The organism is Chitinophaga oryziterrae, from assembly GCF_009758125.1.
Taxonomy (GTDB): Bacteria; Bacteroidota; Bacteroidia; order Chitinophagales; family Chitinophagaceae; genus Chitinophaga; species Chitinophaga oryziterrae.
On sequence record NZ_WRXO01000001.1, the window covers coordinates 968,691 to 992,977 of the forward strand.

Consider the following 24,287-nt stretch of genomic DNA (forward strand, 5'->3'; position numbering starts at 1 on the left):
ATGGAAATTTATTTTACTATAGAGAAAACAGCCAAAGCAGAATTTAAAGACAGGGGCAGTAAGTTCCTGGCTTATGCATGGCCGGTGAAAACGACAGAACAGGTAAAAGAATGTCTGCAGGAAGTGAAGAAAGAACATCCCAAAGCTACACATCATTGTTTCGCTTACCGCCTGGGGACAGACGGATTGCAGTTTCGTGCCAGTGATGACGGTGAACCTTCCGGTACAGCAGGCAAGCCTATCCTTGGACAAATAGACAGCAAACAACTAACAGATATACTGGTAGTCGTAGTTCGTTATTTCGGAGGTACATTATTGGGTGCGCCCGGACTAATTAACGCTTATAAAATGTCCGCAGCAATGGTGCTGCAACTCGTTCCTGCGGTACAAAAAAACATAGAAATAAAATACCAGCTCAGTTTTGATTACACGATTTTAAATGATGTAATGATGGTTGTAAAACAACAGAACTGTACCATCCATTCACAGGAGTTACAACTATTCTGCTCCATGAACATCGGAGTGCCCAAAGCCCTAGAGGAACAGACGTTGCTGAAATTAAAAGATATTCATCGGCTGGAGATAAGAGTGGTATCCACTGCCTTGTTATAAAATTAAGGTGGGATTTCGCCCAACTTTTGTTTATTACAGTTTCTCCAGTATAAATGTATCTTCAAGCGTAACAGTAAAATTGCTGCTCAAATGGAGGTATCTACTTGATAAAGTGATAATGTCTGGAACTAAATCCGAAGAACTTTTTTTTCAAAGCAACTGACCTCATGGTATTACTCATCTCTAAGAAAAAAAGAGGCATCTTATTCATTATGCGGATGTTGGCTGGACATTAGTAAACATGAAGATTATAAGATTGCACAAGATATTAAGTATGTCAATTTCTAAAAGCAATGTCGTCAATATTAATTACCATATGTGCCCGGGGAGGATCGAAAGGGATTCCCGGAAAGAATATAAAACCATTAGCGGGCAGGCCTTTGATAGATTATACTATCAAAATAGCTAAGCTTTTTGCTGAAAAGCATAATGGCACAGTCGCATTATCTACAGACGATGATGCAATCCGTAGCATAGCGACCAACTGTGGTTTGGTATCCGGTTATCAACGCCCCGAAACCCTTGCTTCTGATACAGCGGGCAAAGTTGATGCTATCAAAGATATCCTGTTGTTTGAAGAAAAGGGCCTAAGTACCACTTTCGATTATATATTGGATCTCGATGTGACTTCTCCCTTACGCACCTTAGAGGATTTGGAAGCAGCCTATGAATCGTTTGTTGCCGATGAAAAAGCGCAGACCTTATTCTCTGTAAATAAGGCCGGAAGAAATCCTTATTTCAATATGGTGGAAAAGAAGGAAAATGGATTCTATTTCCTGGTAAAAAATAGTGCCAATGGCCCCTTAACAAGACAAAGTGCTCCCCAGGTATATGAGTTAAACGCTTCTTTCTACCTGTATAGAAGAGTTTTTTTTGAACAGGCTTCTAATAAGGTGATTACAGAGCAGTCAGTTATTTATGAGATGCCCCACACCTGTTTTGATCTGGATCATCCTATAGATTTTGATTTCCTGGAATATCTTATTCAAAATAATAAACTGGATTTTGAATTATCATGAATGTGTTATTCATTGGATATGGATCAATAGCTGCGAAGCACAAGCAGGCACTGGATAATCTTTATCCTGACGCTATCTGTTATGCATTACGTTCACATGCCGGATCAGCACCTGTGGCAGGAGTGGTAAATATCTATGGATGGGAAGAATTAGCAGAGAAAGTTGATTTTGCAATTGTTTCAACGCCCACATTCAGACATACGGAATATGTGAAAATCCTAACAGAAAAGGGCATTCCAGTATTTCTTGAAAAGCCTATTGCAAGTGTACTGGATGATCTTGATATCCTGGACCAGCAAATTAGTCAGTGGAAACTTCCTACGTATGTTGCCTGTAATCTCCGCTTCCTCCCAGTATTACAGTTTTTGCATGCGTATATAAGTGATGAAAGGCCGCGTATCAATGAAGTGTTGGTATACGCAGGTTCTTATTTACCAGACTGGCGTCCCAAAATTGACTTTAGAGAAAATTACAGTGCAAGGGCAGATATGGGTGGTGGTGTTCACCTGGATTTGTTTCATGAGCTGGACTATATAAGCTGGTTATTCGGATTGCCCAGCCGGAGTATTAGTATAAAGACCAGCGCTTCTTCTTTAGAGATCTCTGCTGTTGATTTTGCATCTTTCAGTTGGGTGTATAATGGATTCACTGCTACTATCCTCTTGAATTATTTCCGTAGAAAGGCAAAACGCACCATCGATATTGTATTTGAGGATGACACCTGGATAGTAGATCTGATGAATAACAGGATCATTGCAGAGAGTGGTAAAGTGGTTTTTGATCAGCCGGATTTTAGTATCAAAGATACCTATACTAAACAGATGGCCTATTTCACAGATTGCATCAGTAAGAATGTAACACCTCTTCTTAACACTTTTGGTAATTCATTGAAAATATTAAAAATCTGTTTACAGGAAGATGAGATTAAAAGATAAAATAATTCTGGTTACCGGCGGTTCTGGTTTGCTTGGCACGGCCATCGTTCAGCAACTAAAGGCGGAAGGTGCAAAAGTGCTGAATGTCGATATCAATGCAACAACTACTGCTGATCTGAGTGTGATACAGGCGGATATTACAGATGGGAAAAGCATTAATGATCTGGTTGTAACTGTGAAGCAGCATTTTGGTCGTATTGATGGATTGGTGAATAATGCTTATCCGAGAACTAAAGACTGGGGGGTTAAGTTTGAAGATATTCCTTATGACTCATGGAAAAAAAATGTGGATGTGCAGATGAACAGCCTATTTTATTTGTGCCAGCAGGTAACAGTACTAATGAAAAAACAAGGTTCCGGTAGCATCGTAAATATGGCATCCATCTATGGCGTAGTAGGACCGGATTTTACCGTATATGATGATACCGGAATGACAATGCCTGCGGCATATTCTGCTATCAAGGGAGGAGTGGTTAATTTTACGAGATATCTGGCTGCTTATATGGGGCCCTATAATATCCGTGTTAACTGTGTTTCACCAGGTGGGATATTCGATAATCAGCCCCCGGTGTTTGTAGATAATTATAATAAAAAGGTACCCATGGGAAGGATGGGATTACCTGCAGATATTGCTCCTTCCGTTGCTTTTTTACTTAGTGATGAGAGCAGTTATATTACAGGACAGAATCTGATTGTTGACGGTGGATGGACTTGTATTTAAAATTATTTGTATGGGTTTATTAAGCAGGATTAAGTATTGGAATAATGCTGACAGAATAGGACCAGATATGTTATCTACCTATTGGCGAATGTTCTTCAAGGAAAAGATGTTGAAGTTGTGTAAGAAGAAATTCCAATCATTTGCAGATACCGCAGAGATCCGTCCCGGCGTTTATGTTGTGGGGTGTTCTAAGATCTCTATTGGAAACAGGGTAGCTATCAGACCAGGAAGCATGATCCACGGAATGTCTGATAACCTGACAACATCGATCATCATTGAAGATGATGTGCTGCTGGGATCGGGTGTTCATATGTACGTTTCAAACCATTGTTATGATAATCCTGATATCCCTATCTATGATCAGGGGCATTATCCTTCCGAACCTATCATCATCAGGAAGGGAGCATGGTTAGGTGCAAATGTGATTGTATTACCGGGTGTTGAGATAGGGGCTAATACAGTAGTCGCAGCAGGTGCAGTAGTAACAAAATCTTTACCAGCGAAAGTAGTTGCTGGAGGTGTACCGGCAAAAATTATTAAAACAATCCAAAATTTCCAGGCAGAAAATAAGGGCTGATATTTCATCAGCCCTGTTATAATTATTTTACAAACCGTTCACTTACTATCAGGTCTTTACTCCCTTTCTCATACCTGTAAAATCCTTCTCCGCTCTTGGCTCCCAGATATCCCGCTGTTACCATATTCACTAACAAAGGGCAAGGTGCATATTTAGGATTTCCAAAACCATCATGTAATACGTTCAATATAGACAAACAAACATCCAGCCCAATAAAATCGGCCAGTTGTAAGGGGCCCATCGGATGTGCCATTCCCAGTTTCATCACGGTATCAATCTCTGCTACATTTGCCACTCCTTCATACAAAGAATAAATCGCTTCATTGATCATCGGCATTAAAATACGATTCGCAATAAAGCCCGGATAATCATTTACGACACAGGGTACTTTGCCCAGCTTTTCAGACAATGTTACAATTGTCCGGGATACGGTTTTCTCTGTAGCATATCCATTAATGATCTCCACCAGTTTCATTACCGGCACGGGATTCATAAAATGCATACCTATCACTTTCCCTGCACGTTTGGTAGCAGCAGCGATACGTGTAATGGAAATGGAAGACGTGTTGGTGGCTAAGATAGCTGCAGGGGGAGCATATGCATCCAGGTCCTGGAAGATTTTTAATTTAAGCGCGATGTTTTCTGTAGCCGCTTCCACTACTAAATCTGCCGTTTTAACGCCTGTGGCCAGATCTGTGTAAGTAGTGATGTTCTGAAGCGTCCGGGCTTTTACCTCAGCGGTAATACTTTCTTTAGCCAGTTGCCTGTCGAGGTTCTTTTCAATAGTTTGTAACGCTTTCTCCAGTGAGGGGGCAGATACATCTACCAGGTTTACTTTAAAACCGTTTTGTGCAAATACGTGGGCGATACCATTTCCCATGGTACCGGCGCCGATAACTGCAATTTGTTGCATATGGTGTATTGATTTTTAATAACCGTAACCGTATTTCGTGTTACTGCCGCTTTTGAAGTCACCCCGCTTCCAGGCCTGTATGAATTGTGCCCATGCCAGCGGATTCAGAATATTCTGGGGAGGCTGCTGCCCTGCATAATACAGCGACTGCGCCTGTTTGTTGAGGTACATATTGGTGGCCTCGCGGGCATCCGGAGGTGTATAACGTGAAAGGGCGCGTAATTGGGCCTGTTGTGTATTCTGACGAGCTATTTCATATTCATCGTCCGGAATATCCGAACTCACAAAAGCCTTATCAAATTCTTCCCTCGTAGGGTAAGGTTTGATGATGGTCACCGGCAGATAGGTTGTATCATCTATCATCAGTTGTATCATCGAATAGTTATTGCCGGGCAGTGACGCAGGAATTTTATAATCCTTCCGTTTAAAACCTACCGCGCTGAAAGTCAGCGTATCACCCTTAAAAGCCACGATAGAGAACACCCCCTGCGTATTGGAGATGGTACCGCGGTTCTGTCCCCTTACGAGGATGCTTACTGCCGGAATGGCCCGTAGACTGTCTGCAGTCATGGTTATACCGGAAATTTGTATGATACTGTCTTTAAACTGAGCAAATTGTGCTTTCAGCAGGAAAGGAAAAAACAGAAATGATAACAATATGTAGGTAATCTTCTTGTGCATGCCGGCTCTAAGATAAAGGATTTGTTGAAAATTCTGCCGCATACGATCGATATAGATGATGAATGGAAAGCTCATCAACAAAAAGTATGGACATGGGCGACAAATTAAGTCTCAATTGGGTTAACTTTGCAGTCTCGAATTAAAATTAACAACTATTTATGATCACTATAGAGCAGATTTATAAGGCCCTCAGCAATGTGGAAGAGCCTGATCTGGGTAAAGACCTGGTAACGCTTAACATGGTTAAGGATGTTGAAGTGGATGGTAACAATGTGAAATTTACCGTAGTACTGACTACGCCGGCATGCCCGTTGAAAGATCTGATCAGGAATGCCTGTGTGAATGCTATTCATCACCTGGTGAGTAAAGAAGCAGTGGTACATGTGAACATGACCGCCAACGTAAACTCAAACCGTAAGGATGCCAAAGGTATATTGCCCCAGGTAAAAAATATCATTGTAGTAGCTTCCGGTAAAGGAGGGGTGGGTAAATCTACCGTAGCTTCTAACCTGGCATTGGCCCTCGCCGAAGGCGGTGCCAAGGTAGGTCTGATGGATGCTGATATCTATGGTCCTTCCGTACCTATTATGTTTGGTGTACGTGGAGAAAGACCTCAGATGGTAAACGTGGAAGGTAAAGGTATGATCGTACCTCTGGAGAAACACGGTATCAAACTGATGTCTATCGGCCTGCTGATAGATGAAAGACAGGCTGTTGTATGGCGTGGCCCTATGGCCAGCAGCGCTCTCAAACAGTTTATCACCGATGTAAACTGGGGAGAGCTGGATTACCTGGTGATAGATATGCCACCGGGAACAGGTGATATCCACCTCACACTGGTACAGACAGTTCCTGTAACGGGAGCAATCATCGTGACTACTCCACAGGACGTAGCACTGGCTGACGCCAAGAAAGGGATTGCCATGTTCAGCGGCTCTCAGATCAATGTACCTATCATTGGACTGGTAGAGAACATGTCTTACTTTACACCGGCAGAACTGCCTGGTAATAAATATTACATCTTTGGTAAAGATGGTGGTAAACGCCTGGCAGACGAGCTGGATATACCTTTCTTAGGACAAATTCCCCTGGTACAAAGTATCCGCGAAGGTGGAGATGATGGAGTTCCTGCAATGATCAGTGGAGATGATGCTACTAAACTGGCCTTTATTGGTTTTGCCAGTCATGCAGCACGTAGTATTGCCATGAGGAATGCGAATGTAGCGCCTACTAAGATCGTAGAAATATTTGTTTAGATAATATTAAAGAGGCCGTATCTGATTGATACGGCCTCTCTCTTTTATTTACAGGATAAACGGTTTCCCGCCTACCATCACTTCCTGTCTTTCCTCGTCAAAAGTAGCTTTCTGCCCGGTACGAAAGGCTGCATTCGCCATGATCAGCGCTATCGAATGGGAATACGCTGCTTCTATAGGTGCATTAGCCGGCTTTCTGTCCCGCACACTCTGCATCCAGTTCCTCATATGCGCATTCGTCAAAGGATCTCCGCCTGTATTAGCGCCGGTAGATACTTTGCTTTCAGTAGAAGCTAATGTCATTTCCGGCAAAAGATTCGCATGCATACCCATTTCCTGTGCTTCACGTTCTGTTAAACCACCGGTTGGACTGATCTTATTCTTATCAATGTCAATTGTTCCTCCATTGGAGAAGTACATTTCCTTGGTTCCACCTGCAGAATTGGAGAACCTGGAGCTATACGCCACCTGGAACCCGCTCTTAGGATCATTATCAGGGCCATATTCAAACACCGCTGTTATTGTATCTGCATTGATACGCCCGTCTTTCCACTGGTAAATACCCCCATTGGCTACAGCGGTACGTGGGTGTTTCAATCCGCTGAACCAATGCACAGTATCAATCTGATGGGTCATCCACTGGCCAAAAATACCGGAGGAATAAGGCCAGAAGAGACGGAATTCCAGGTACTTACGAGGATCCCATTTATCAGCAGGACGACTGGCAAGGAACCGTTTCCAGTCAGTATCCTGTTCCCTGATTTCCTTCACCAGTTCTGGTCTGCGCCAGCGTCCGGGCTGATTCACGTTCCATGTCATTTCTACCATAGAGATAGGCCCAAACTTACCGGATTTGATAAAGTCGTTGGCTGCATGATAACTATCTCCACTACGGCGTTGTGTACCCACCTGGAATATCTTACCGGATTCTTTCACGGCTTTCAGCGCTTTCCGCGCATCGTCCATTGTTTCCGCAAAGGGTTTCTCACAGTATACATCCATGCGGTTGCCCACGGCTTCTATCGTATGATAAGCATGCTGGAAATCGGCCGTAGCCACTATCACAGCATCCAGGTCTTTATTCTTGTATAATTCGTCATTATTGATATAGGCTTTGATATCATGACCGCCCTTTTGTTGCAGGAAAGCCTGTCCTTCTTCCCTACGCCTTTTCCAGATATCAGATACCCCGATGATATCGAAGTTCAGCTCCCTGTTATTGTTATAAAAGCAGGGGAGTAGAGCCTGGCGGGCGCGGTCGGAGAAGCCAACCAGACCAACATTGACCCTGTCATTAGCCCCCATGATGCGGGCATAACTGCTGGCAGGTAGGCCCATTGCGCTGATAGTAACACCAGCGCCGGTGAGCAGTGATTGTTTCAGGAATTCACGACGTGATTTCATTATATGTTATTTATAAGATGAGATGATTTGATTGCGTAAGTACTCAAGGGCAGGTCTTCCCTGTTTTTCCATATTATCCCAGCGGCATTCCAGGCTGATTTTCCCTGTAAAGCCAATACGATGCAATGCCAGCATATAGGGCCTGAAATCATCACCGGCCACACCGGGAGCTGTTCTCTTTTCTCTTTCAGCAATATGGCAATGCACCAGGTTTTTGCCCGCCTTTTCTATATTATCAGCGGTCTCATGCTCTTTCAGCATATGATAGATGTCTGCAGTTAATTTAAAATAAGGATGATGGACCGCATTCACGATATCATTGGCTTCGGCAAGGGTTGTTACGAAGTTGGTCTCCGTCGTGTTCAGGTTCTCAATGGCAATGGTACAATCATAACGGGCGGCTATCACGGCCATCTTGCGGCATAAGTTCACAAACTGCAACCGTACTGTATCATGATTAATCCCATCCGGGATATTCCTGGCAGTCCCGCTTCCCAGCACAATTGTCTTTATCCCGGTAATCTTTGCCCGCTGCATCACTATATCCACGTATGTAAGTACCTGGTTTTCATTTACTGCTGGTCCTACCAGTTTCATAGTTCCTGGAAAAAAACCGTTACAGTTCTCCAGCTTACAACGCATTTTGCGGATCTGCTGTAATTGCAAACGGAACGTATCTTCCGGAATATCAGGCGATAATATCCTGGTGACCGTCTCTTCTATATAGGTAAACCCTTCGGCATACAGAAGACTGTCATTCTTGTAAGAAGTGGTCATCCCAAGCATGGGTAACCTGGTTTGTGCATTCGATTGCAAAACAAAGAAGAATATAGCGCAAAATGGCCATCTGAGGTAGTTTTTCATAATATTTTTCATAAACGCAGATGGTAAAAGTTAGGAACAAAATTTTATAAATCCAAAAACCGGGATTTTCTCATTTAAATAAAATAGCTGAACTTTAAGTGTACAAATAGCCACCTATGGCTGACAAAGACACTAATATTGCTTAACTTCGCGCCCCAAATTGATACTTTATGAACCGACAGGAATTGGTGAATCTGATAAAGGAAAAGCAATCTTATCTCTGTATCGGACTCGATACGGACTTACATAAGATTCCCCGTCACCTGCTTTCTTATCCAGATCCGATATTTGCTTTTAATAAAGCCATTATTGATGCTACAAAAGACCTTTGTGTGTCTTATAAGATCAATACCGCTTTTTATGAATGCATGGGCATCCGTGGCTGGGAAAGTCTGCAACGTACCGTTGAATACATCCCTTCCGGTTTATTCACCATTGCAGACGCTAAACGCGGGGATATCGGCAATACCTCTACCCAGTACGCCAAGACCTTCTTTGAAACATATAAGTTCGATGCGGTGACTGTTGCTCCCTATATGGGCCGCGACAGTGTACTGCCTTTCCTTTCCTTCCATGAAAAATGGACCATTATGCTGGGGCTTACTTCCAATGAAGGCAACAGCGACTTCCAGATGCAGCAGATGGGCGGTGAATACCTCTACGAAAAGGTACTTAAAGCCGGAATGACCTGGGGGACCCCGGACAACCTGATGTTTGTCATCGGCGCAACCAATGACCCTGCCCAGCTGGCACATATCCGTAAACTGGTGCCTGATCACTTCTTCCTGGTGCCAGGTGTCGGCGCTCAGGGGGGCAGCTTACAGGAAATCTCCGCCAATGCGATGAACAAAGACTGTGGTCTGCTGGTAAATGCCAGTCGTTCCATCATCTATGCCGGTAACGGAGAAGACTTTGCCCAGGATGCCCGTGCAGCCGCCCAGGAATTACAAAGGGAAATGGTGGAATACCTGGAAGCTGCATTTGCTGACATTTAGTATATTACAGCATAACGTTCTCCACATGCTGAAAGACTTGTTTCAATCCCCCGATTATTTTCAGGTAGATGATCTGCTCACTCCGGAACACCTGCTGGTGCGCGATACCGTGCGTCAATGGGTGAAGAAAGAGGTGTCTCCCATTATTGAAGATGCCTGCCAGCAGGCAACTTTTCCCAAACAAATCCTTAAAGGTCTGGGAGAGATGGGATGTTTCGGGCCTACCATCCCCCAGGAATACGGCGGAGGGGGAATGGACCATATCGCATACGGGCTCATGATGCAGGAACTGGAAAGGGGCGACAGCGGTATCCGCTCTACTGCTTCTGTACAGGGATCGCTGGTGATGTACCCTATTTTTACCTTCGGCAGTGAAGAGCAGAAACGTAAATTCCTGCCGAAACTGGCAAGTGGAGAATGGATGGGCTGTTTCGGCCTTACAGAGCCCGACTACGGCTCTGATCCTTCCAGCATGATCACCAACTTCCGCGATACAGGGGATGATCATGTTATCCTCAACGGCGCTAAAATGTGGATCTCTAATGCGCCCTTTGCACAGGTGGCCGTTGTATGGGCCAAAGATGAAACCGGTACGATCCGGGGTATCATCGTGGAGAGGGGGATGCCCGGATTTACCACTCCGGAAACCAAAGGCAAGTGGAGCCTGCGGGCCAGCGCCACCGGCGAACTGGTATTCGACAATGTAAAAGTCCCTAAATCAAATATTCTCCCCAATGTAAAAGGATTGAAAGGCCCGTTAAGCTGTCTTTCATCTGCCCGTTATGGTATTGCGTGGGGAGTAGTAGGTGCGGCAATGGATTGTTACGATGCCGCTTTGCGTTACTCAAAAGAACGCATTCAGTTCGGCAAGCCTATCGGCGGTTTCCAGTTGACGCAAAAGAAGCTGGCGGAGATGATCACAGAGATCACGAAAGCACAGTTGCTGAACTGGCGGCTGGGAGTACTTAAAAACGAAGGCAAGGCCACGCCTGCACAGATATCCATGGCAAAGCGTAATTCCTGCGAAATAGCCACTAAAATAGCCCGGGATGCACGGTCTATGCTGGGAGGTATGGGCATTACCGGGGAATACCCCATTATGCGCCATATGATGAACCTGGAAAGTGTGATCACTTATGAAGGTACCCATGAAATTCATTTGCTTATTACCGGGCAGGATATAACCGGTTTAGACGCTTTTCATTAAGAAGATCTCCCATCGATATGATTAGGATTTTTATTTTCCTGCTGTTTATTTCTATTAACACAACTGCTCAACACCTGATGGTTTTCGAAGGAAAAGCACAGGGTACTTATTACATCGTAAAGTATCTCTCCACAGATACTACCTCTTTACAACATCCTATAGATTCCATTTTCGCCAGTATAGATCATTCCTTATCTCTGTACCAGCCAGGCTCTCTTATTAACCGGTTTAATGCAGGAGACAGGATAGAGATGGATGAACACATGCGTGCCGTGGTAGAAAAATCTTTATGGATCAGTAAAGCAACAGCCGGTGCTTTCGATATCACCGTAAAACCGTTGGTAGATGTATGGGGATTCGGGGTACACCGCCCGGCTGTACAAACAGTACCATCCGCAGATACTTTAAAACAGGTTTTAAAACGCGTAGGGTATAAAAATTTACGGATTAAAAATAACTGGTTGATAAAAAAACAAGCAGGTGTAGAGATAGATTGTGATGGGATTGCCCAGGGATATACCTCAGATGTACTGGCTCATTTTTTAGAACTGCATAACATCAAAAATTACCTGGTAGATGTAGGTGGAGAACTATGCAGTAAGGGGGTAAACCAGCATAACAAAACCTGGACAGTAGGAATAGAGAGAACAGATGCTGAACAACCAGCTGTATTGGAACTAAAAGATAAGGCTATCACCACCAGTGGCAACTACCGCCGCTTTTTTGAACAGGGAGGTGTCCACTTCGCCCATACAATAGATCCTGTCAGCGGACAGGCACTGCACAGCAACATCGTTAGTGTAACAGTCATTGCAGAAAATGCAATGACTGCAGATGGTTTCGATAATGCGCTCATATTAATGGGTATAGAAAAAGCCCTGAAATTTATACAACAATACGGACTGGAAGTCTACTTTATTTACAAAGACACAGATGGTATTATCAAAGAAAAATTCTCCCCCGGATTTGAAAAATTACTAGCAAAACAAATGTAAAGGTTGCTGATTCCGGGAAGCTTTCGAAATAGTATTCCCCTTATGTCAAAAGGAAATCACTGTCTATAAAAAAGGGGGCTGCGTATGCAGTCCCCAACCTTGGTTTTATAGAATACGTGATAATTCTTAGTTAATATGTAGTCTCAGACCCACGTTAGCCTGTATCACATTATAACTGGTAATTTCCTGCATTTTATAAGGAGAATAGGAATACTGCACATTCGCGTTAAACAATAACGGAGAACCCTTGCCGAATGGTATATTAATCCCGATTTCAGGAGAGGCCATAAACTGCCACTTGTCATACTTATCGGAAAACTCTCCGTAAAACTTATTGTATTCCATACTGGCCGCACCAGCTGCTAATCCTACATATGGGATTACAGCAGCATCCGGCTTCGCCAACTGGTACTGTACAGTAGCCAGTATTGGTACTACCTGTAGCGTACGTGTCTGTACTGCTGATATTTCACCACCATCTATATGATACACCGCACGTGGCAGCTTCTGAAAAAACTCCTGGTAGCCCGACCGGAGCCCTACTGACAGCCGGTCGTTCAGATGGTATTGTAACCCGGCAGTCCATCCGCGGAAGCTGGTTTTATCGGTATAATCCTTCAGAGATCCCAAAGGTTGCGCAATAGAATAATCAACATTTACAGATAATGGAGAGCGCATCTGGGCAAATGCAGTTTGCATACCCATACAGGCAATCATCAACAAAATCCCGTTCTTTAAGCTTTTCATCTGTAATTATTTTGAAGTTGTAAGATAGGCAGACTGTGCAAAAACTGCTGTCACCATGGAGTCTACATTAGCTATATCCCATACGCCGGAACCCCGTAGCATCGCATTCCATATCGCTACCAGTTCGTTGTTCTTTGGATTCTTCAGATCTATGAGATCTATGGAAACAGCTCTTTCTCTCTGATATACCTGGTAATAAGACGGCCAGTAGTATCCATATCCCGGATATCCCCAGTAAAACGGATCATAATACCCGCCAATACCGCTCCAGTAGCCAGGATCATAATAAATTGCGCTGTAGGTGTTATCGATACGCGTCAGGTTCACGGCCAGGTCTGGTTTGGCGGATTTACCCACCAGTGTATAACCTTTTGCGACCATGGCAGCCGAGACATCTGCTATCAGTTTTTTATCATAATCTGTCAATGCACGCTCATCCTTACCTGAGTTGCTGATGACAGCCACAGAATCGGCGATGCTAAAAGTTTTGTAAGAGGTAAAATCGACACTGTCTGCGCGATTCGTGACATAAATCCTGGATTCCTCGTCTGTCATATTCTTCAGCGGGTCCTTACTGCAACTGCTGATGGACACTGCCAGTCCCAGCATTGCGCTCATTAAATACATGACTCTTTTCATATACTCGGGTTTATATTTTGCTGCTTCAGGGAGGTAGGGGGATAACGAGGTTTATTGCTGATTAACAATCACCAGACATGATCATTAAACGCATTAGATACGAGTATGTTACTTAAAGTTTACAGCAGAAATGTTAAAGTCAGCTTAAAATGGATTTTTGGGCTAAAACCTCTTTTAACTGAAGAGGAGAGGTGAAATGAACGCCTTCTATTCCACAGGCAGCGGCGCCTGCTATATTGCGTTGATTATCATCTATAAAGAGGGTGTTTTGTGCATCGATATTATACCTGGTCAACAGCAGTTCATAGAACTCTGCCTGTGGCTTACGCATCTTCTCCCTGCCGGATACAACAATGCCATCAAACCACTGTAAAAAGGGATACAACAGTAACGCCAGCGGAAAGGTCTCATTAGACCAGTTCGTCAGCGCATACAATTTATAACGATTGCTTTCTTTTAAAGCTTTGAGGATATTTACAGTGTCTTCTATAGGGCCCCCCAGCATTTCTTTCCAGCGGCCATAAAAAGCACGGATATGCGCTTCGTATTCCGGATGTTCACTGATCAGCATTTCTGTTGCATCCTGCAGACTTCTGCCGGCATCCTGTTCTTCGTTCCAGTCTGATGTACAGATATTCTCCAGGAAAAAGTCTGTTTCTGCCGCAGTAGCGAAGATCTTACTATATAGGTAACGGGGATTCCAATCTATCAGCACGGCGCCAAGATCGAATACCAGGTTAGAATATTGTTTTGCAGCATCAGTGTTCATGAAATAAAGATAATGCAATTTATAAATTATGGAAAAATATAAATTGTGTGAGCGTGTATATACTGATCAGACAGACTTATTGAATTGATAAACATTCTTTCAAGTATGATTTTTGACTGATGACTTAAGATAACCCATTTAAAATCATTTCTTTAACAGGAAACTGTGAATTAAATTTGTTCGTTATCAAAAACAAGCTATTTTTGCATCCGCTTCAAAGCTGCGGAGGTGGCGAAATTGGTAGACGCGCTACTTTGAGGTGGTAGTGCCTGAAAGGGCTTGGGAGTTCGAATCTCCTCTTCCGCACGCAACATTAAACCTGCTCATCGAGCAGGTTTTTTTGTGCCCGTAACATTCTTAGGAATATCATTCTGATCCCTGTTTGATCCATATACTATCTGAAGTTATACTCGTCCATAATCGCAATTATTTTGTAGTATAGTATTCGAAAACCTTTGTTAATTCGATGTAATTTCAAATTTTTCAACAAAAACGACTGCTATGGTCGTTGTCTTTTTAGATCAATTACCTGATCTGTCTGTCAATTGATTTAGTTGTTGTCTTTATGAGTAAGTTTAAGCCAATTGTTTGATGTATCTCTCAATATCTGATTGATACTTAGATTATCAATATCTCTTGGTGTAACGGTTTTGATTTTACTATATTTGCGTCATAGTTGCCGTACTACAATACTGAATGCAATATAAAATGTACGATAATCGTACTAAGCACAGTGAAAATATAAATTAATCGTACCAATTAGATATCCGTAAGATTTAACCTCTAACTTAAATGAAACTCAAAGAAGAGTACAATCGCCTTGTTAAATCTGTAAAAGCAAATGCGAAAGAATCGGGTAATAAGATAAAGAATGAGGAGATTGCAAAACGCCTTGGCTTTACAAAATCTTATTTTTCTGAACTCTTAAAGGGGAGTCTTGCTGTAAAAGAAGAACATATTGAAGGGTTTAAAGCGTATTTCAGTAAAGAATTAAGTGGGGACGTGAAACCTGCGCCGGCATGGGATTCAATGAACAGGGAGCGCGCGCTTATTAAAGTGTTGTTACATGAGGTAGCGAAGTTAAAATCGGCAGCTACCGGTGCAGCGATAGAAGTAGTGTTGGCGGAATTTGAGAAAGATACAAGGGATGTGATGAATGAGTTGAATGATTAGAACAGAAAAGCTAGAATTAACCACCTTCTCCATTATCCTAACCCACTTCTTCTTCAAATCCTCAGCTAAATCAGTACCTCACATAAGTTATCTGCCTGTCAGCGGATCAGCGGAATTATTTAAATTATTTATCAGGGAATCTTCTTTGGGTATAGGGGCAAAGTACCAGACCAGGGAGGCTTTGTCTGTGATAGTTTGCTGCTTTTGTACTTTTGTTTTCTTGTTTTTCTTAAGTTTTTTTACCTGCATTTTCATTACCGTGTTTCAATTAATAAAGCTCATAACGAATCAAATGAAAATCATTTGTTCGAAATGTAAAAGAGAGGAGTATTGCTACGCCCTAATTGTCGATTGCTTTGGTGAAACATTAACCCGATTGGTTACGGCGGGTGCCTCCTAAATATTTCTAGGAGACAGCAAAATGAACATTATTCAAATAAAGGAAGTTCTCTTATGGTCAGCTAAGATTTCTTTTGTCTAGCTTCTTTTCAACTTTTATAGGTACTGGTTTTACAACATTCACAGTAAAGTACCATTCTAATTCACAATTTCTTTTTGAGGGCTGTTTCGTTTTTCTTTTATTAGATTTTTTCATTTTAGAATCAGTTTTAATAAATAATGTACAGTGTGCCAATTTTTAATTGACACGACATACGTTACTTCTATTCTTTTAAGCATAACTGATTCTAAAAGACCTTACATGCCCTTCAGATTACCCGATTGGTTACGGCTGTTGCTTTTTATTTTATAATTGTAAGAAAAAGCAGGGTAAAACTACTCAAAATATTTTTATCAAAATCAATACAGCCACATCTTAATTATGAAAAATAAATACTTTAGAAAGGCGTGTTACCTTGTCTCTTTTAATGCAACCTAAAGGGTTTTTCGTTACCTAACGCTTCCTGTTCCTCTCGTTTTCAAGCGTCAATACTTTTTGCTCCAGCAAACTAATCCGCACATTCAAGTCATTCCCGCTCTTTTCACTTTTCTCCTGGAAAGATTCCTGCTTATTCTGCGCAGATTCTAAACGCTGTTGCTCGCTTAACAACGTACGTATATCGTTCTTCATAAATAGTAGAAATGAGGTTATGATGATCACATTTGTCAATATCATAATCATGTCGTTACTACTGAATCTAACATTGTCCCAATTCATAAGTTTTTGTGTTGATTGGTTTCTTAATGATGGTGTTCAAAAGCGTGGCTATATATCTGTTAATACATCAGACTTGTTTTTTACTATATTTGCCCAGAAGCTTGCTTAATGCAAATATATGTATGATATTTATGATAATCGTACATGTAAGTGTACGATTATCGTAAAATCGAAAATCTATAAAGATTTAACCTCTTATTTAATGAAACTCAAAGAAGAGTACAATGACCTTGTTAAATCTGTAAAAACAAACGCGAAAGCATCAGGTAATAAGATTAATAACGAGGATATCGCAAAACGACTTGGGCTTACCAGAACTTACTTCTCCGGATTATTAGGCGGGAGTGTGGCCGTAAAAGAAAAACATATAGAAGACTTCAAAGCTCACTTCAGTAAAGAATTAAGCACAGATATAAAACCCGCAGACGCAGGTGATCCATTGAACAGGGAACGTGCTATAATGAAAACACTATTACATAGATTCGCTAAACTGGAAGCAAAAATTACTGACCGCCCAATAGGAGACATATTGGATGAGTTGGAAGAGGATATCATTGTAAATCTGAAAGATCTGAATAAGATAGATAATAACACTAAGGTTTAACATTCACTTCTTTCACCGGCTCTTTTGGCGTAAGAAAATACCATCTGAGGTCATCATTCTTTTTGATCTTTTTAGCCCGCACCTTTTCAACCTGCTTCTTTTTACTCTTTTTTGCTTGCATTCTACTCAAACATTAAGGTTAATAAAATGGGAAAGAATGATACTTCGCTAACTAAAATTATTAGCTGACACATCACATAACATACCCTGCTAAAGCAGGCGAATCAAAACATTCACGAAATTTCAAAGTTGGTATGTCCAATCAGAATGACCTTACGTATCAATCAGATCGCCCGGTTGGTTACGGCGTTTGCTTTTTAAGCTGGAGTTTGCGCGTAAGTAAAAAGCAGGGCAATATTACTAATATTATTTGAACGTAGTATAATAAATTATTCACATTCCTGTGGATAACTCCTTAGCAGTCAATATTAATATCAATATGAGGTTATCAGTATGTTATTTACAGAATAATACTCTAAATGTTGTCCCTTTGTTTAATTCAAAGGATTTCACTGTTGACCGGGAGCGAGGGATAAAATTACCAGTTAAAGACTTTCTCTGAAGAGCTGTCTGAAAGTTTGGAAATTTTATACAGTCGCCCCAACCTTTTATATCAGATATGCAGTTTCTATATATGATAGCACTTTTGCCTAAACCCATCATATATCCTAATGAAACACGCATATTTAGTTCTGATAACCACAATCTTTCTTTTTGCCTGCCAGAAAGATGCAAAAGAGATCCAGACGACACTAAGACCGGAATACATCGAAACAAGTATCCAGGGTAAAGTACTGGATGATAACCAGCAACCGGTTGCGGGGGCTACTGTAGTAATAAGCAAATACACTACCAGAACAAACGCCAGAGGTATTTTTCGCCTGGATAGTATAGACATTGATATCCACGCCAGTGTTGTAAAAGTCTCCAAAACCGGTTACTTTAACGGGTTCAGGACATTTGTCGCCAATAAAGGCATCCTCAATTTTGTACAACTGCAACTAATTACCAGTAATACCGCCGGGGAATTTACCGCGGCAAGCGGTGGAACGGTTACTGTACCAAATGGAGGATCCATCACCTTTACAGGGAGTGGTATCGTTACGGCAGCCGATAATGCTGCATACACAGGTAACGTGAATGTAAGCGCTCATTTCATAAATCCTACCCTGCCGGAATTGCCGGAGGTAATGCCGGGAGATTTAAGAGGTCTCACCACCACCGGTCAGGAAAAAGGCTTACAATCCTTTGGAATGATGGCCGTAGAACTGACAGATGATGCAGGTGTTAAATTACAGCTGTCAAAACCTGCTACATTAAACATGCCCATTCCGGCAGCACTAAGAGCCACCGCTCCTGCAACGATACCATTATGGTCATTCAATGAAGCAAACGGTTTGTGGAAAGAAGAAGGGACCGCGACAAAAAATGATACCAGCTACATCGCGACGGTTACTCACTTTTCCTACTGGAATTGCGATGCACCATTCCCACTGGTCAGTTTTCAGGCAGTAATAAAAGGAACGAACGGGGAACCGATGTTCAATACGTTGGTGGAGATAAAGGTAGAAAATGAATCTTATCAGGCATATGGCCGTACCGATAGCACAGGCAAAGTATCCGGAAAGATCCCTGCCGGTAAATCGCTGCAGATAGTGGTATCTGACAAATGTAATAATGTAGTGTATAGTAAGAAAATAGGTCCGTTTACACAGTACGCAGATCTTGGAATACTAAGCGTTCCAATTCCTTACAGTGAAAACGTTATTATCTCCGGGAAGGCCGTTAATTGTGATGGAGCGCCTGTTACAAAGGGTAACGCATTTATCTTTTTTGACGATAATTATTATAGTGCAAAGATCAGCAATGGTAGCTTTACTTTTACTATGGACAGATGTGATATCAGTCCCGCAGAAGTAAGTCTTACAGTGCAGGATGAAGATGCATCCAAAGAAAGTTTTGCTTCAAAATTTAATATAACGGCAGGAACATACGATGTAGGAACATCTTCTGCCTGTGATATTTCCACTACACAGTTCTTTAATATTACGGTAGATGGAACACTCTACACCGTATCGCCCGATGATTCATTATTAACATTTGCTTACAGAAATAATATTAACAGTTTATACGCAAGCACTGGTAAGATGTCGTTTGGCGCTTCGGCAACAGGTACTACTACTACGGGTACATTTCCGCTCAGCTATATGTATCTTATTACAGAAACGGAAGGCTATGATGAAGATCTGCTTAGCGATGCTACAAATCAGATTATTTTTACAGAGTACGGTGGAGTAGGTAAGTATGCTGCAGGTACATTTTCTACCAAAATGACAGGAAGGATGACCAGCAAAAAAATAGATGTCAGTGGAAGCTTCCGCCTGAAAATTAAATAAATTAAATAAGGGAACAACTCATTTACGTAGCAATATTCTGAATGTTGTTCCCTTATTTAATTCAGAAGATTTCACCGTTAACCGCCCTTTATGATAATCCTCTATAATCCGCTTGGCTAAAGATAAGCCCAGTCCCCAGCCACGCTTCTTGGTACTGAACCCCGGCTTAAATACTTTCTCGAAATTGGCTTTGGGAATACCTTTACCCGTGTCTGTGATATCTATAATAATATGTGCCGGGTAACTCTCGATATAAATATCGATCGCTCCTTTCCCTTCCATAGAATCCAGTGCGTTCTTCAGCAGGTTTTCTATTACCCAGTCGAACAGGGAAGGGGAAATCATAGCAGGGATCTCATTCTCCTGGGTATGCATGGTAAAGAGTACTTTCTGCGGCGCTCTCTTCTTAATATATATCATCATTGCTTCCACCTGCTGGATCACATCCTTCTCTTCCAGTTGTGGCACACTGCCTATTTTGGAAAAACGTTCAGTGATCAGTTTCAGCCGGTCTACGTCTTTGCGTAGTTCTGAAGCTACCAGTTCGTTACCTTCACTTTCTTTCAGGAGTTCTATCCATGCTTCTATAGAGGAGAGAGGTGTTCCCAGCTGATGGGCGGTTTCTTTGGCCATACCCACCCATACCAGGTTCTGAGTAGCCCGGTTAGTACTGGAAAGGGCTATAAGTACGAGAAATATAAAAAACGCAACTACCACCAGCTGTATATAAGGGTAGTACCGTACCTGCTTCAGGATCAGAGAGTCCCCGTAATAAATAAAGTTATACTGCCTGGTTCGCCCATCGATCTCCATTACAAAGGGAGGATGTTGTTTCCGGAAGATATCCAGCTGCTCCTGTATATAGTCGGTATCATGGGCAAGACGTACGCTGTCCAGGTTCCGGGAATCGATAATATGCCCTTCTTTATTGGTGATAATAACAGGAATGGAAGTATTGTTTGTGATGATTTCTGCTGCCAGGTTGATGTTGGTTTCATCAGAGGCCTGCAGTAATTCCCGGTTGGCTGCCACCCAGGTAGCCACTTTTTTTGTCTCTTCCTCTTCAATCTTGCTGGCAAGGCTGCTGACATACCATATGGTTCCCACAACAATGATCACTGCCGTAGATAACAATACGAATTTCCATCCTATAAACTTTTTAAACATATCAGCATCTAAATTAAGATTATAATTTGTTGCATATTTGCAACGCTAAAATTTATTATTTCACGCATAAAGAGAACGCTTTGCCTGCATTGCCATCTGTAGCGGTTGTTATCCTTAACTGGAATGGACGTAGTTTCCTGGAGCAATTCCTGCCCTCTGTTTGCAGGTCTACCTATAGGAACCTGGAGCTGTATGTGGCAGATAATGCTTCTACAGACGACAGCGTGGCATTTCTGCGTGCTCATTATCCCCAGATAAAGATCATCCTCAATAATGAGAATAATGGGTTTGCCGGGGGATATAATGCTGCTTTACAGCATGTGAAGGCCGATATCTACGTGTTGCTGAACCAGGACGTGGAAGTGGAGCCCGGCTGGATAGAGCCTGTAGTCGCACAGATGCAGCGCGATCATCACATTGCTGCCTGTCAGCCTAAACTGCGTGCTTTCTATGATAAAGGGGAGTTTGAATATGCCGGAGCAGCAGGAGGATGGATGGATATCCTCGGTTATACGTTCTGCCGTGGCAGGATTTTATATACTACAGAAGTGGATGAGGGGCAATATGATGATGAACAGGATATTTTCTGGGCTACGGGGGCTGCTTTGTTCATCCGTGCATCCTGTTTTCATGAAATGCATGGTTTTGATGCCGATTTCTTTGCTCATATGGAAGAGGTAGATCTCTGCTGGCGGCTGAAAAGGGCCGGTTACAGGATCTGCTACTGCCCGGAATCTGTTGTATATCACGTAGGAGGGGGGAGTTTACCACAGGGTAATCCCCGTAAACTATACCTCAACTTCCGGAATAACTTAATGATGCTCTGGAAGAACCTGCACCCGGCAGACAGATGGATCGTATTGTTCCAGCGCTTCTTCCTGGATGTACTGGCGGCTGTAAAAAGCCTGGTAGCTGGTAAGCCGGCAGATATGAGGGCAGTATACAGGGCTTACCGGCATTACTGGAAATGGCGCCGTACCTATGACCGTTCCAAATATCCCCTTCCGGAGAAGAAATTACTGGAGTTGAGCGGTGTTTTTCACGGGATTATGATCTGGAGATACTATTTCCTTAACAGAAAGACTTTCCGCACACTGGAAAAATAACTTTATTTCCTTTGATTATTATCTGACATGATGTAAGTTTGCAATGCGAAATAATATAGCTATGGAACAAAATACTGTTGAGAACAAGAACGACTTTACCGGCAGCTGGGTATCATCTTCCCGCTTCCTTTTTTATGTAACAGTGATCTGCCTGCTTTCTTTTGTATTGGGTGGATGCTATAACCTGTACAAACACCGTTATATGGGTAAACCAGAAGTAGTGGTGCCTGAGAACACACTGTACAATCCTAAATATAAATAAGCGATTCAGCGATATTTCTTTCAGACCCCCTTGGCTTTGCTAAGGGGGTTTTTGTTTTTGGACTTATTGGATCGATAGTACTTCCTTAAAACAAAAAAGTCCTGATATTTTGCAATACCAGGACTTTTAAAAAGAGCGGAAGACCGGGCTCGAACCGGCCACCCCGACCTTGGCAAGGTCGTGCTCTACCAAATGAGCTACTTCCGCATATGTATTTGTAAAGATCTTTTTTCCCGATTGGGATTGCAAATGTAAGATATTGTTTGAATTCACAAAATAAAAGCAACATTTTTTTTAATAATTATACGATTTAATTACTTGTATAATTGACAATTATTTTTTCTATCTTAGCGACTGTTCCGCGTCTTCACCGTTAAATATTAAAAATGAAAAGCAAGTCTCCTTTCTTATTATTGTTACTGTTCGTATACAATGTGCATGCACAAAATACTGCCAGCCTCGTTATTCAGAGCAAATCTGATCATACCGTCAGCCGGCATATTTATGGCCACTTTTCAGAACATCTGGGCAGATGTATCTACGATGGCTTTTGGGTAGCTCCAGGTCTGGACGTTCCTAAAAAAGACAGAATCAGGTTAGATATCGTAGAAGCTTTAAAAAAGATAAAAATCCCGAATTTGCGCTGGCCAGGTGGTTGCTTCGCAGATGAATACCACTGGCGCGACGGGATAGGTCCCCGCGACCAACGCCCTAAAATGGTGAATACCAACTGGGGTGGTGTAACAGAAGATAACAGCTTCGGTACACATGAATTCCTGGACCTCTGCGAACTGCTGCATTGCGAACCATACGTATCTGCCAACGTGGGCAGCGGTACTGTGGAAGAAATGGCCAAATGGGTGGAATACCTGAACTTTGACGGCGTAAGCCCGCAAAGTACCATCCGTACACAAAACGGTCATCCTGCACCCTTTAAAGTGAGCTTCTGGGGAGTAGGGAACGAAAGCTGGGGATGCGGTGGTAATATGACGCCCGCTTTCTATGCGGATCAGTATCGTCGTTACGCTACCTATGCAAGAGATTATCCGGGCGCTCCATTAAAGAGAATTGCCAGCGGAGCGAACTCCTTTGATTATAACTGGACAGAAACCGTTATGAAACAAGTTCCAGTGAATGATATGTGGGGACTTTCCCTTCATTATTACACCATTATGAACGGCTGGAACGATAAAGGCTCTGCTACCAGCTTCGACGAAAAGCAATACTTCGCTACTATGAAGAATTGCCTGCTGATGGATTCTCTCGTAACGAAACATTCAGCCATCATGGATAAATATGATTCCAGGAAGAAAGTGGCGCTGGTGGTAGACGAATGGGGCATATGGACCAACGTGGAACCGGGTACCAACCCAGGTTTCCTCTATCAGCAGAACAGCCTTCGCGATGCTCTGATTGCCGGTACTACGCTCAACATCTTCAATAATCACAGCGACCGTGTACGCATGGCGGAACTGGCGCAAACCATAAACGTGCTGCAGGCGCTTATCCTCACCAATAAGGAGAAGATGCTGCTCACGCCTACCTACCATGTATTCGACCTCTATAAAGTACACCAGGATGCGGCTTATCTGCCCATCACACTCAACAGTCCTGCATATAAATCAGGCAATGAGGAGATTCCCGCTGTCAATGTCTCTGCCTCCCGCGATTCCAGTGGCGCTGTACACATCTCTTTCGTAAATCTCAATCCTAAAGAAAAGATAACAGTGAGTACCAGTCTGGATGGTGTGCAATGGAAAGGCGTAACCGGACAGATCCTTACATCTGCAAAATTCACTGACATTAATACATTCGAACAACCTGATAAAATACATATCGTACCTTTCTCAGGCGCAAAGAAACAAGGAGATAAACTGGTAGTGGAATTACCAGCAGAATCAGTGGTAGTACTTGAATTGAAGTAATATCCGATATTGTATAAGAAAAGAGAGGGTTTTCCTGATGTCTTTTAAATAGCTCCGTTAGGAGTCCCCTGATATTCGCTTTTAGGGGACTCCTAACGGAGTCTGTGTTTTGTTGCTTAATGTGTTTGCTACAAACACGGGGCTCCTAACGGAGCCTTTTGGCT

General features: G+C 42.5%; 26 protein-coding genes and 2 tRNA genes. 16 read left to right on the top strand and 12 right to left on the bottom strand.

All coding sequences use genetic code 11. From position 1 onward, the window contains the following. The 5 genes from GO495_RS03955 (at position 1) to GO495_RS32335 (ending at position 3,864) form a co-directional block, all read left to right on the top strand. Entirely contained in the window at positions 1–612 is a 612-nt protein-coding gene (locus GO495_RS03955; RefSeq protein ID WP_157298380.1) for an IMPACT family protein, read from the top strand. Between the two features lie 293 nt (positions 613–905). Further along, positions 906–1,631, top strand: coding sequence for an acylneuraminate cytidylyltransferase family protein (locus GO495_RS03960; RefSeq protein WP_157298381.1), 726 nt, complete (start codon positions 906–908; stop codon positions 1,629–1,631). Further along, positions 1,628–2,566 carry a Gfo/Idh/MocA family protein gene (locus GO495_RS03965; protein ID WP_157298382.1) on the top strand — a complete coding sequence of 313 codons (939 nt, stop codon included), beginning with the start codon at positions 1,628–1,630 and terminating at the stop codon, positions 2,564–2,566. The genes GO495_RS03960 and GO495_RS03965 overlap by 4 nt, the downstream gene beginning before the upstream one ends. Continuing rightward, the gene (locus GO495_RS03970; RefSeq protein ID WP_157298383.1) at positions 2,550–3,287 is read left to right on the top strand and encodes an oxidoreductase; all 738 of its coding nucleotides are present in this window, start codon (positions 2,550–2,552) and stop codon (positions 3,285–3,287) included. Before GO495_RS03965 ends, GO495_RS03970 begins: the two co-directional genes overlap by 17 nt. A gap of 10 nt (positions 3,288–3,297) precedes the next feature. After that, a complete protein-coding gene (locus tag GO495_RS32335; protein WP_205691195.1) occupies positions 3,298–3,864 on the top strand; it encodes an acyltransferase in 567 nt (188 codons plus the stop codon). Between the two features lie 22 nt (positions 3,865–3,886). Here the strand turns inward: GO495_RS32335 and GO495_RS03980 are convergent, their stop codons facing one another. Next, the gene (locus tag GO495_RS03980) at positions 3,887–4,777 is read right to left on the bottom strand and encodes a 3-hydroxyacyl-CoA dehydrogenase family protein (protein WP_157298384.1); all 891 of its coding nucleotides are present in this window, start codon (positions 4,775–4,777) and stop codon (positions 3,887–3,889) included. A gap of 15 nt (positions 4,778–4,792) precedes the next feature. Next, the gene (locus tag GO495_RS03985; RefSeq protein ID WP_240915146.1) at positions 4,793–5,458 is read right to left on the bottom strand and encodes a carboxypeptidase-like regulatory domain-containing protein; all 666 of its coding nucleotides are present in this window, start codon (positions 5,456–5,458) and stop codon (positions 4,793–4,795) included. A gap of 158 nt (positions 5,459–5,616) precedes the next feature. Here GO495_RS03985 and GO495_RS03990 point away from each other — a divergent pair, with 158 nt between their 5' ends. Continuing rightward, positions 5,617–6,714: an Mrp/NBP35 family ATP-binding protein gene (locus GO495_RS03990; protein WP_157298385.1), complete on the top strand. Its 1,098-nt coding sequence runs from the start codon at positions 5,617–5,619 to the stop codon at positions 6,712–6,714. Between the two features lie 48 nt (positions 6,715–6,762). Here GO495_RS03990 and GO495_RS03995 read toward each other — a convergent pair whose 3' ends face one another. Together GO495_RS03995 and GO495_RS04000 are read right to left on the bottom strand one after the other, a co-directional pair. Then, entirely contained in the window at positions 6,763–8,118 is a 1,356-nt protein-coding gene (locus GO495_RS03995; RefSeq protein WP_157298386.1) for a Gfo/Idh/MocA family protein, read from the bottom strand. A gap of 6 nt (positions 8,119–8,124) precedes the next feature. Continuing rightward, complete coding sequence (locus GO495_RS04000; protein ID WP_157298387.1) at positions 8,125–8,994, bottom strand: sugar phosphate isomerase/epimerase family protein; 870 nt, start codon at positions 8,992–8,994, stop codon at positions 8,125–8,127. Positions 8,995–9,152: 158 nt separating this feature from the next. On the opposite strand from GO495_RS04000, the gene pyrF reads away from it, so the two are divergent. Genes pyrF through GO495_RS04015 form a run of 3 tightly spaced genes read left to right on the top strand, consistent with a single transcriptional unit; the run spans position 9,153 to position 12,179 of the window. Continuing rightward, the gene (pyrF, locus tag GO495_RS04005; RefSeq protein ID WP_157298388.1) at positions 9,153–9,977 is read left to right on the top strand and encodes an orotidine-5'-phosphate decarboxylase; all 825 of its coding nucleotides are present in this window, start codon (positions 9,153–9,155) and stop codon (positions 9,975–9,977) included. A 25-nt stretch (positions 9,978–10,002) separates the two neighbouring features. After that, complete coding sequence (locus tag GO495_RS04010) at positions 10,003–11,184, top strand: acyl-CoA dehydrogenase family protein (protein ID WP_157298389.1); 1,182 nt, start codon at positions 10,003–10,005, stop codon at positions 11,182–11,184. A 17-nt stretch (positions 11,185–11,201) separates the two neighbouring features. Continuing rightward, on the top strand, positions 11,202–12,179 hold the full coding sequence (locus GO495_RS04015; RefSeq protein ID WP_157298390.1) for an FAD:protein FMN transferase: 978 nt from the start codon (positions 11,202–11,204) through the stop codon (positions 12,177–12,179). A gap of 126 nt (positions 12,180–12,305) precedes the next feature. Here the strand turns inward: GO495_RS04015 and GO495_RS04020 are convergent, their stop codons facing one another. The 3 genes from GO495_RS04020 to GO495_RS04030 form a co-directional block, all read right to left on the bottom strand. Then, complete coding sequence (locus GO495_RS04020; protein WP_157298391.1) at positions 12,306–12,926, bottom strand: outer membrane beta-barrel protein; 621 nt, start codon at positions 12,924–12,926, stop codon at positions 12,306–12,308. Between the two features lie 6 nt (positions 12,927–12,932). Continuing rightward, a complete protein-coding gene (locus GO495_RS04025; RefSeq protein ID WP_157298392.1) occupies positions 12,933–13,565 on the bottom strand; it encodes a DUF4136 domain-containing protein in 633 nt (210 codons plus the stop codon). Positions 13,566–13,704: 139 nt separating this feature from the next. Further along, entirely contained in the window at positions 13,705–14,334 is a 630-nt protein-coding gene (locus GO495_RS04030; RefSeq protein ID WP_157298393.1) for an HAD family hydrolase, read from the bottom strand. Positions 14,335–14,556: 222 nt separating this feature from the next. On the opposite strand from GO495_RS04030, the gene GO495_RS04035 reads away from it, so the two are divergent. Together GO495_RS04035 and GO495_RS04040 are read left to right on the top strand one after the other, a co-directional pair. Beyond that, positions 14,557–14,640 (top strand) — tRNA-Leu (locus GO495_RS04035). Between the two features lie 486 nt (positions 14,641–15,126). After that, positions 15,127–15,507, top strand: coding sequence for a hypothetical protein (locus GO495_RS04040; RefSeq protein ID WP_157298394.1), 381 nt, complete (start codon positions 15,127–15,129; stop codon positions 15,505–15,507). 87 nt (positions 15,508–15,594) lie between these two features. Here GO495_RS04040 and GO495_RS04045 read toward each other — a convergent pair whose 3' ends face one another. Beyond that, the gene (locus GO495_RS04045; RefSeq protein WP_157298395.1) at positions 15,595–15,756 is read right to left on the bottom strand and encodes a hypothetical protein; all 162 of its coding nucleotides are present in this window, start codon (positions 15,754–15,756) and stop codon (positions 15,595–15,597) included. 643 nt (positions 15,757–16,399) lie between these two features. Then, positions 16,400–16,576 (bottom strand): hypothetical protein, encoded by a 177-nt coding sequence (locus GO495_RS04050; protein WP_157298396.1) that lies wholly within the window; start codon positions 16,574–16,576, stop codon positions 16,400–16,402. Positions 16,577–16,865: 289 nt separating this feature from the next. Between GO495_RS04050 and GO495_RS04055 the strand changes: the two genes are divergently transcribed. Next, positions 16,866–17,267: a hypothetical protein gene (locus tag GO495_RS04055; RefSeq protein WP_157298397.1), complete on the top strand. Its 402-nt coding sequence runs from the start codon at positions 16,866–16,868 to the stop codon at positions 17,265–17,267. Here GO495_RS04055 and GO495_RS31950 read toward each other — a convergent pair. After that, positions 17,257–17,397 (bottom strand): hypothetical protein, encoded by a 141-nt coding sequence (locus tag GO495_RS31950; protein WP_170302626.1) that lies wholly within the window; start codon positions 17,395–17,397, stop codon positions 17,257–17,259. The two genes, GO495_RS04055 and GO495_RS31950, sit on opposite strands and share 11 nt — an antisense overlap. Before the next feature lie 541 nt (positions 17,398–17,938). Between GO495_RS31950 and GO495_RS04060 the strand changes: the two genes are divergently transcribed. Then, entirely contained in the window at positions 17,939–19,663 is a 1,725-nt protein-coding gene (locus GO495_RS04060) for a carboxypeptidase-like regulatory domain-containing protein (RefSeq protein ID WP_157298398.1), read from the top strand. 18 nt (positions 19,664–19,681) lie between these two features. Here the strand turns inward: GO495_RS04060 and GO495_RS04065 are convergent, their stop codons facing one another. Continuing rightward, positions 19,682–20,830 carry a sensor histidine kinase gene (locus tag GO495_RS04065; RefSeq protein WP_157298399.1) on the bottom strand — a complete coding sequence of 383 codons (1,149 nt, stop codon included), beginning with the start codon at positions 20,828–20,830 and terminating at the stop codon, positions 19,682–19,684. Between the two features lie 26 nt (positions 20,831–20,856). On the opposite strand from GO495_RS04065, the gene GO495_RS04070 reads away from it, so the two are divergent. Both GO495_RS04070 and GO495_RS04075 read left to right on the top strand, forming a co-directional pair. Continuing rightward, the gene (locus GO495_RS04070) at positions 20,857–21,936 is read left to right on the top strand and encodes a glycosyltransferase family 2 protein (RefSeq protein WP_240915147.1); all 1,080 of its coding nucleotides are present in this window, start codon (positions 20,857–20,859) and stop codon (positions 21,934–21,936) included. Between the two features lie 61 nt (positions 21,937–21,997). After that, positions 21,998–22,198: a hypothetical protein gene (locus GO495_RS04075; RefSeq protein WP_157298400.1), complete on the top strand. Its 201-nt coding sequence runs from the start codon at positions 21,998–22,000 to the stop codon at positions 22,196–22,198. Between the two features lie 134 nt (positions 22,199–22,332). On the opposite strand, the gene GO495_RS04080 is transcribed toward GO495_RS04075, so the two are convergent. Continuing rightward, positions 22,333–22,405, bottom strand: a tRNA-Gly gene (locus GO495_RS04080). Between the two features lie 179 nt (positions 22,406–22,584). On the opposite strand from GO495_RS04080, the gene GO495_RS04085 reads away from it, so the two are divergent. Beyond that, complete coding sequence (locus tag GO495_RS04085) at positions 22,585–24,123, top strand: alpha-N-arabinofuranosidase (protein ID WP_157298401.1); 1,539 nt, start codon at positions 22,585–22,587, stop codon at positions 24,121–24,123. Positions 24,124–24,287: the final 164 nt, after the last annotated feature.

Bases quoted from the DNA above. Each gene is read 5' to 3' on its own strand.
- GO495_RS03955 (WP_157298380.1), top strand. From the start codon at position 1: ATGGAAATTTATTTTACTATAGAGAAAACAGCCAAAGCAGAATTTAAA.
- GO495_RS03960 (WP_157298381.1), top strand. From the start codon at position 906: ATGTCGTCAATATTAATTACCATATGTGCCCGGGGAGGATCGAAAGGG.
- GO495_RS03965 (WP_157298382.1), top strand. From the start codon at position 1,628: ATGAATGTGTTATTCATTGGATATGGATCAATAGCTGCGAAGCACAAG.
- GO495_RS03970 (WP_157298383.1), top strand. From the start codon at position 2,550: ATGAGATTAAAAGATAAAATAATTCTGGTTACCGGCGGTTCTGGTTTG.
- GO495_RS32335 (WP_205691195.1), top strand. From the start codon at position 3,298: ATGGGTTTATTAAGCAGGATTAAGTATTGGAATAATGCTGACAGAATA.
- GO495_RS03980 (WP_157298384.1), bottom strand. From the start codon at position 4,777: ATGCAACAAATTGCAGTTATCGGCGCCGGTACCATGGGAAATGGTATC.
- GO495_RS03985 (WP_240915146.1), bottom strand. From the start codon at position 5,458: ATGCACAAGAAGATTACCTACATATTGTTATCATTTCTGTTTTTTCCT.
- GO495_RS03990 (WP_157298385.1), top strand. From the start codon at position 5,617: ATGATCACTATAGAGCAGATTTATAAGGCCCTCAGCAATGTGGAAGAG.
- GO495_RS03995 (WP_157298386.1), bottom strand. From the start codon at position 8,118: ATGAAATCACGTCGTGAATTCCTGAAACAATCACTGCTCACCGGCGCT.
- GO495_RS04000 (WP_157298387.1), bottom strand. From the start codon at position 8,994: ATGAAAAATATTATGAAAAACTACCTCAGATGGCCATTTTGCGCTATA.
- pyrF (WP_157298388.1), top strand. From the start codon at position 9,153: ATGAACCGACAGGAATTGGTGAATCTGATAAAGGAAAAGCAATCTTAT.
- GO495_RS04010 (WP_157298389.1), top strand. From the start codon at position 10,003: ATGCTGAAAGACTTGTTTCAATCCCCCGATTATTTTCAGGTAGATGAT.
- GO495_RS04015 (WP_157298390.1), top strand. From the start codon at position 11,202: ATGATTAGGATTTTTATTTTCCTGCTGTTTATTTCTATTAACACAACT.
- GO495_RS04020 (WP_157298391.1), bottom strand. From the start codon at position 12,926: ATGAAAAGCTTAAAGAACGGGATTTTGTTGATGATTGCCTGTATGGGT.
- GO495_RS04025 (WP_157298392.1), bottom strand. From the start codon at position 13,565: ATGAAAAGAGTCATGTATTTAATGAGCGCAATGCTGGGACTGGCAGTG.
- GO495_RS04030 (WP_157298393.1), bottom strand. From the start codon at position 14,334: ATGAACACTGATGCTGCAAAACAATATTCTAACCTGGTATTCGATCTT.
- GO495_RS04040 (WP_157298394.1), top strand. From the start codon at position 15,127: ATGAAACTCAAAGAAGAGTACAATCGCCTTGTTAAATCTGTAAAAGCA.
- GO495_RS04045 (WP_157298395.1), bottom strand. From the start codon at position 15,756: ATGCAGGTAAAAAAACTTAAGAAAAACAAGAAAACAAAAGTACAAAAG.
- GO495_RS04050 (WP_157298396.1), bottom strand. From the start codon at position 16,576: ATGAAGAACGATATACGTACGTTGTTAAGCGAGCAACAGCGTTTAGAA.
- GO495_RS04055 (WP_157298397.1), top strand. From the start codon at position 16,866: ATGAAACTCAAAGAAGAGTACAATGACCTTGTTAAATCTGTAAAAACA.
- GO495_RS04060 (WP_157298398.1), top strand. From the start codon at position 17,939: ATGAAACACGCATATTTAGTTCTGATAACCACAATCTTTCTTTTTGCC.
- GO495_RS04065 (WP_157298399.1), bottom strand. From the start codon at position 20,830: ATGTTTAAAAAGTTTATAGGATGGAAATTCGTATTGTTATCTACGGCA.
- GO495_RS04075 (WP_157298400.1), top strand. From the start codon at position 21,998: ATGGAACAAAATACTGTTGAGAACAAGAACGACTTTACCGGCAGCTGG.
- GO495_RS04085 (WP_157298401.1), top strand. From the start codon at position 22,585: ATGAAAAGCAAGTCTCCTTTCTTATTATTGTTACTGTTCGTATACAAT.